At 34.9% G+C, this 5,159-nt stretch carries 6 protein-coding genes; 4 read left to right on the top strand and 2 right to left on the bottom strand.

The window, feature by feature from the left end; genetic code table 11:
• Positions 1 to 106 precede the first annotated feature (106 nt).
• On the top strand, positions 107 to 235 hold the full coding sequence (locus AB3X49_RS17300; RefSeq protein ID WP_000733136.1) for an NprX family peptide pheromone: 129 nt from the start codon (positions 107 to 109) through the stop codon (positions 233 to 235).
• A 165-nt stretch (positions 236 to 400) separates the two neighbouring features.
• A complete protein-coding gene (locus tag AB3X49_RS17305; RefSeq protein ID WP_367963624.1) occupies positions 401 to 2,101 on the top strand; it encodes a M4 family metallopeptidase in 1,701 nt (566 codons plus the stop codon).
• Between the two features lie 63 nt (positions 2,102 to 2,164).
• Here AB3X49_RS17305 and AB3X49_RS17310 read toward each other — a convergent pair whose 3' ends face one another.
• Positions 2,165 to 2,713, bottom strand: coding sequence for a TVP38/TMEM64 family protein (locus AB3X49_RS17310; RefSeq protein ID WP_002125156.1), 549 nt, complete (start codon positions 2,711 to 2,713; stop codon positions 2,165 to 2,167).
• Between the two features lie 399 nt (positions 2,714 to 3,112).
• Here AB3X49_RS17310 and AB3X49_RS17315 point away from each other — a divergent pair, with 399 nt between their 5' ends.
• Both AB3X49_RS17315 and AB3X49_RS17320 read left to right on the top strand, forming a co-directional pair.
• Positions 3,113 to 3,631, top strand: coding sequence for an RNase A-like domain-containing lipoprotein (locus AB3X49_RS17315; RefSeq protein ID WP_002125157.1), 519 nt, complete (start codon positions 3,113 to 3,115; stop codon positions 3,629 to 3,631).
• Between the two features lie 14 nt (positions 3,632 to 3,645).
• The gene (locus tag AB3X49_RS17320) at positions 3,646 to 3,918 is read left to right on the top strand and encodes a hypothetical protein (protein WP_367963626.1); all 273 of its coding nucleotides are present in this window, start codon (positions 3,646 to 3,648) and stop codon (positions 3,916 to 3,918) included.
• A gap of 54 nt (positions 3,919 to 3,972) precedes the next feature.
• Here the strand turns inward: AB3X49_RS17320 and AB3X49_RS17325 are convergent.
• On the bottom strand, positions 3,973 to 5,159 hold a 1,187-nt coding region (locus tag AB3X49_RS17325), incomplete at its 5' end, for a VanW family protein (RefSeq protein WP_367963628.1).

The raw sequence follows: 5,159 nt of genomic DNA on the forward strand, positions 1-5,159 counted from the left end.
ACTTAGAACTAGCTGAATACTTAGAAGAATGCTCAGATTTTAAAGAAAGTAATCGCTATTATAAATTAGCGATTACTTTATTAGAAGAGTAAAGAGGAGGGATAGTATGAAAAAGTTAATTGCAGGAACATTTGTGGTTATGGCAATTGCAGCTGTAGTATTGGATATTCAGTATGCTTGGAAGCCGGATACTCTAGGTCAAGAAGCTAAAACAGTTGAACAAATTAATTTATAAAAAAACCCTTTCCCAACGGAAAGGGTTTTTTTCAATATTTGTTCCTCAAAATTCTACAACACTTGAGAAAGAAATTAATTGAATTTTTAGTATATTAATAGTGGAAACATAATGATAATATGAAACCACTCTTTTTCAAAAATTTTTTATTAGGGGGAATGTTAGATGAAAAAGAAGAGTTTAGCGTTAGTGTTAGCGGCAGGAATGGCAGTTACTACGTTCGGAGGGACAGGCTCTGCATTTGCGGATTCTAAAAATGTACTCTCTACTAAGAAGTACAATGAGACGGTACAGTCACCTGAGTTTATTTCTGGTGATCTAACTGGAGCGACTGGTAAGAAAGCGGAATCTGTGGTGTTTGATTACTTAAACGCAGCAAAAGGTGATTATAAGCTAGGGGAAAAGAGTGCGCAAGATTCTTTCAAAGTGAAACAAGTGAAAAAAGATGCTGTAACTGATTCAACAGTAGTACGTATGCAACAAGTTTACGAGGGAGTACCTGTATGGGGGTCTACTCAAGTAGCTCACGTAAGTAAAGATGGTTCTTTAAAAGTATTGTCTGGAACAGTTGCGCCTGATTTAGACAAGAAGGAAAAGTTAAAAAACAAAAATAAGATTGAAGGCGCAAAAGCAATTGAAATTGCGCAACAAGATTTAGGAGTAACACCTAAATACGAAGTGGATCCAAAAGCGGATTTATATGTATATCAAAATGGTGAAGAAACGACATATGCATACGTTGTGAATTTAAACTTCTTAGAGCCAAATCCAGGAAACTATTACTATTTCATTGAAGCGGAAAGCGGTAAAGTGTTAAATAAATATAATAAACTTGATCATGTAACGAATGATGATAAGTCACCAGTTAAGCAAGATGCTCCTAAACAGGAAGCGAAAGCGGTTGTAAAGCCTGTAACAGGGACGAATAAAGTTGGAACTGGTAAAGGTGTATTAGGAGATACGAAATCGCTTAATACAACGTTATCTGGATCGTCTTACTATTTACAAGATAATACGCGCGGAGCAACAATTTTCACATATGATGCGAAAAACCGCTCAACATTACCAGGAACATTATGGGCAGATGCAGATAATGTTTTCAATGCAGCGTATGATGCAGCGGCAGTAGATGCTCATTACTATGCAGGTAAAACATATGATTACTATAAAGCTACATTTAACAGAAACTCTATTAATGATGCAGGAGCACCATTAAAATCAACAGTTCATTACGGAAGTAAGTATAATAATGCATTCTGGAACGGCTCACAAATGGTATACGGAGATGGTGATGGTGTAACATTCACCTCATTATCTGGTGGCATTGATGTAATTGGCCATGAATTAACACATGCTGTTACGGAAAATAGCTCGGATTTAATTTATCAAAATGAATCTGGATCGTTAAATGAAGCAATTTCTGATATTTTTGGTACTTTAGTAGAATTCTATGATAACCGTAACCCAGATTGGGAGATTGGTGAAGATATTTATACACCTGGTAAGGCGGGAGATGCACTTCGTTCTATGAGTGATCCAGCGAAATATGGTGACCCAGACCATTATTCTAAGCGTTACACGGGTTCAAGTGATAACGGTGGCGTTCATACAAACAGTGGTATTATTAACAAACAAGCTTATTTATTAGCAAATGGTGGTACGCATTCTGGTGTAACTGTAACTGGTATCGGTAAAGATAAATTAGGTGCGATTTACTACCGTGCAAATACACAGTATTTCACGCAATCTACTACATTTAGTCAAGCTCGTGCTGGTGCAGTGCAAGCTGCAGCTGATTTATATGGTGCTAGCTCTGCAGAAGTAGCAGCAGTTAAGCAATCATTTAGTGCTGTTGGTGTAAACTAAGGCTTTAAGGGATAGTTATTAATAAAATACCTCAAAAATAAAGAAGGAGCCTATGCTCCTTCTTTATTTTTTTCTCCATTTTTTCCACAAATAAAATAATCCAACACAACCTGCGATTGTAATAATCCATTTCGCTTCATTTGTTCCGTTAATGACATGATATGCAGAATATACTTCAATCAATAAAGCCGGTATTTTCCCTATTGTGCTGGCAATACTGAAAGAGAGTAATGACATTTTGCCTAGAGCTGCAAATAAAGTAACGATACTGGACGGAATGAAAGGAATAAAACGAAAAGATAGGACGAGTAGAAATGCCTCTCTGCCTTCTACGTAAAGAAGGCGTTCTACCTTTGGATACGTATTTACTTTATCGTGAGTGAACTTTTGAAGGCCTATACGATAAATATAAAACGAGATAATAGCCCCTAATGCCTCACCTGCGATCGAGATGATTGTGCCATTTGTTACACCGAAGAGCTGTATATTAATGGCGGTCAAAAAAATACTAGGGATAAAACCTAAAAGACTGATGATGATGTTGATTAATATACTAAGTGGAATTGCGATTGAATAATAGTCTGTTAAGAAGTTTTGAATTGTTTCAGCCATTCTTTAAAATCCTTTATCTTTTTTTGCATTACACCATATTTACATTGTATAGGCAAGTGCAAATTTACATAATGTAGAAAACAGTTGATAGAAAGGGATTTATATACCTTATATAGGTATTGGGTATATGAAAGTAGGGGTATATTTAGTTTGTTTAAAAAACACTCCATAAATCCTGTGTTTAAAGGGTTTATGGAGTGTTTCGATTGGTGTTTTCATCTGGGAAATAATTATAAAAATATGGGGGTATATTTTAAAAAGGGCGAAAAACAGTGATTTGATGAAAGGGGGGTGGAAAATATAGCAAAATGAATGAGGATTTTAAAACTGTATACATTTTTTCTTTGTGAAATTGACTTTTAGTGGAGTTACGATAATAATCATGGAAGAGGTGATACGATGAAACGATTAAGTAGTCTTTTCTTGAGTAGTTTATTGGCACTAATGCTGATTTTAAGTGGATGTGCAGGAAAAGAACAAAAAACAGAAAAACCAAAAGAGGATCATTCTACATCAGTAGAAAAAATTAGTGATAATATTTTAGATGAAATGGAAGGGCCACCTAAAAATGGTCATACGATTGAAAGGCATGTAGGCAAATCAGAAGAGGATTTGAAGAATCGTTTGAAGACAGATAAAGTTTCAGCGGCAAGTACATACTATGATAAGGAAACAGCGACAAAGGCTGTGAAAGATAGTTTAAAACAACATGATAAAGAAATTCAGGATTGGTTGAAAAACTCTAAAGAGGCTCGTCTTGTATTGAATACAACTCATTCATTCCCAGTTGGAAAAACAGTAATAAAGAAAAATATGAATGTAAAAGACAAACTAGTAAAGACTGTTACTGTTTTAGCGAGAGATAAATCAGGAAATCTAGGATTTAAGATTATTACTTCTTATCCATCAGATAAATAAAGGGGGGAGTATATATGTATCCAACATTACAATACTTTCTTAAATCGTACTGTACGTTAAGTATTCATGAGGATGAAATAGTAAGCGTGATGGAAGAGTTTATAGAGCAAGAGGACGAAGAGATTGTTTTGAAATTACGCGATGAATTAGTAAATATGAAGAAAAAGAACGCGTGGGAAGAAGTGTGCGTATTAGCTGCGAAGCAAGGCAATCGTGTGTGGTCTTTAGAAGAAACGAAAGATCATCTGGAAATTTTTTTACTATTATTGCAAAAGAAAAAGGCGTGAGTAGATCACGCCTTTTTGTATACTCTTTTTGAAATTTGTCCGTTTGATATTATCTCATTGTTTTGGGGCACTTTTATATACGCTTTTTGAAATTTGTCCATTTGAGAGTACTTCACCGTTTTGTGTTACTTTTTTATACGTAACCGCTGTTATTTTATCACCAGTATTACTAATTACTTGAGAAGAAACTTCAACATTTTTACCAGTATTTGTACCGAAAATACGTGTAGTAATACTACCGCCATTTGAAAATGCTTGAATGTAAATATGCTTACCTGTATTGTTTTTAAATTTTAAATCCGGACCATAATCTGCCACTGCTGCATCCTGCCCAAGTGGTAAATAATTTACGGGCATAGAATGATTGCTTCGAGAAACAATTCCTAAATCTGCCCTTAAAGCTGCGCTGTATAAAGTACTACTTACTTGGCAAACGCCTCCGCCTGCACTTTGTATAACTTTACCTTGTGAATATACTGCTGCGGATTTATAACCATGTGCAGCATCAGTTAGGCCAACACGGCCATTAAAACTAAACGTTTCATCAGGTGCTACAATAACTCCACTTAACGTATTAGCTGACTTATTTACGTTATAGGATTGATTTCCATTACGGCCAGCCATTGGGGTAGAGTATTCAGCGATCACTTCTTTAATCCCCATTTGTTGTATATCTTCTGTAGAACGTTCAGGTTTTATTAGTGTAACTGGTAATACAACATCGGGTGTGCCAGAAGTAATAGCTGCGCTTGTTAAATCGGTTAATTTTCCTTTATCAATTTTTTCTCCATTTTGACTTTGGCTAATATTTACTGTAGAGCCTTCAACACTTAATTCGGCGTTGACAGGATTTTTTAATGTTTCATTATATTTATCCTTTATAAAGGTTTCATAAGTTGTTGTATTTAATTGTGGTGTTAATTTATAGTCACGTTTTACTTCACCGTTTTCAGCTTGCTTACGCATGTTGTAACGATTCATTACGTTCCCTTCTTGTTCTTTAAAGATATTGTCGACAATATCCTTCTCTTTATAATCTACTCCTAAATCTTTCCACGTGTAATTTTGCTTATCATTTTGGAATACGTAGTTAAGAGATTTTTGATTTAATTCATTCATCTTTTGATTAACAAGGGCTTGAATATCTGCTTTATTTTTTCCATCAAGAGAAATACCTTCAAATGTAGTGTTTGGTAGTGCAGTTGTATTTAGTTGATTATTTAATTTGGATACATATTGAT

This window comes from Bacillus sp. C30 (genome assembly GCF_040838255.1).
GTDB lineage: Bacteria > Bacillota > Bacilli > Bacillales > Bacillaceae_G > Bacillus_A > Bacillus_A mycoides.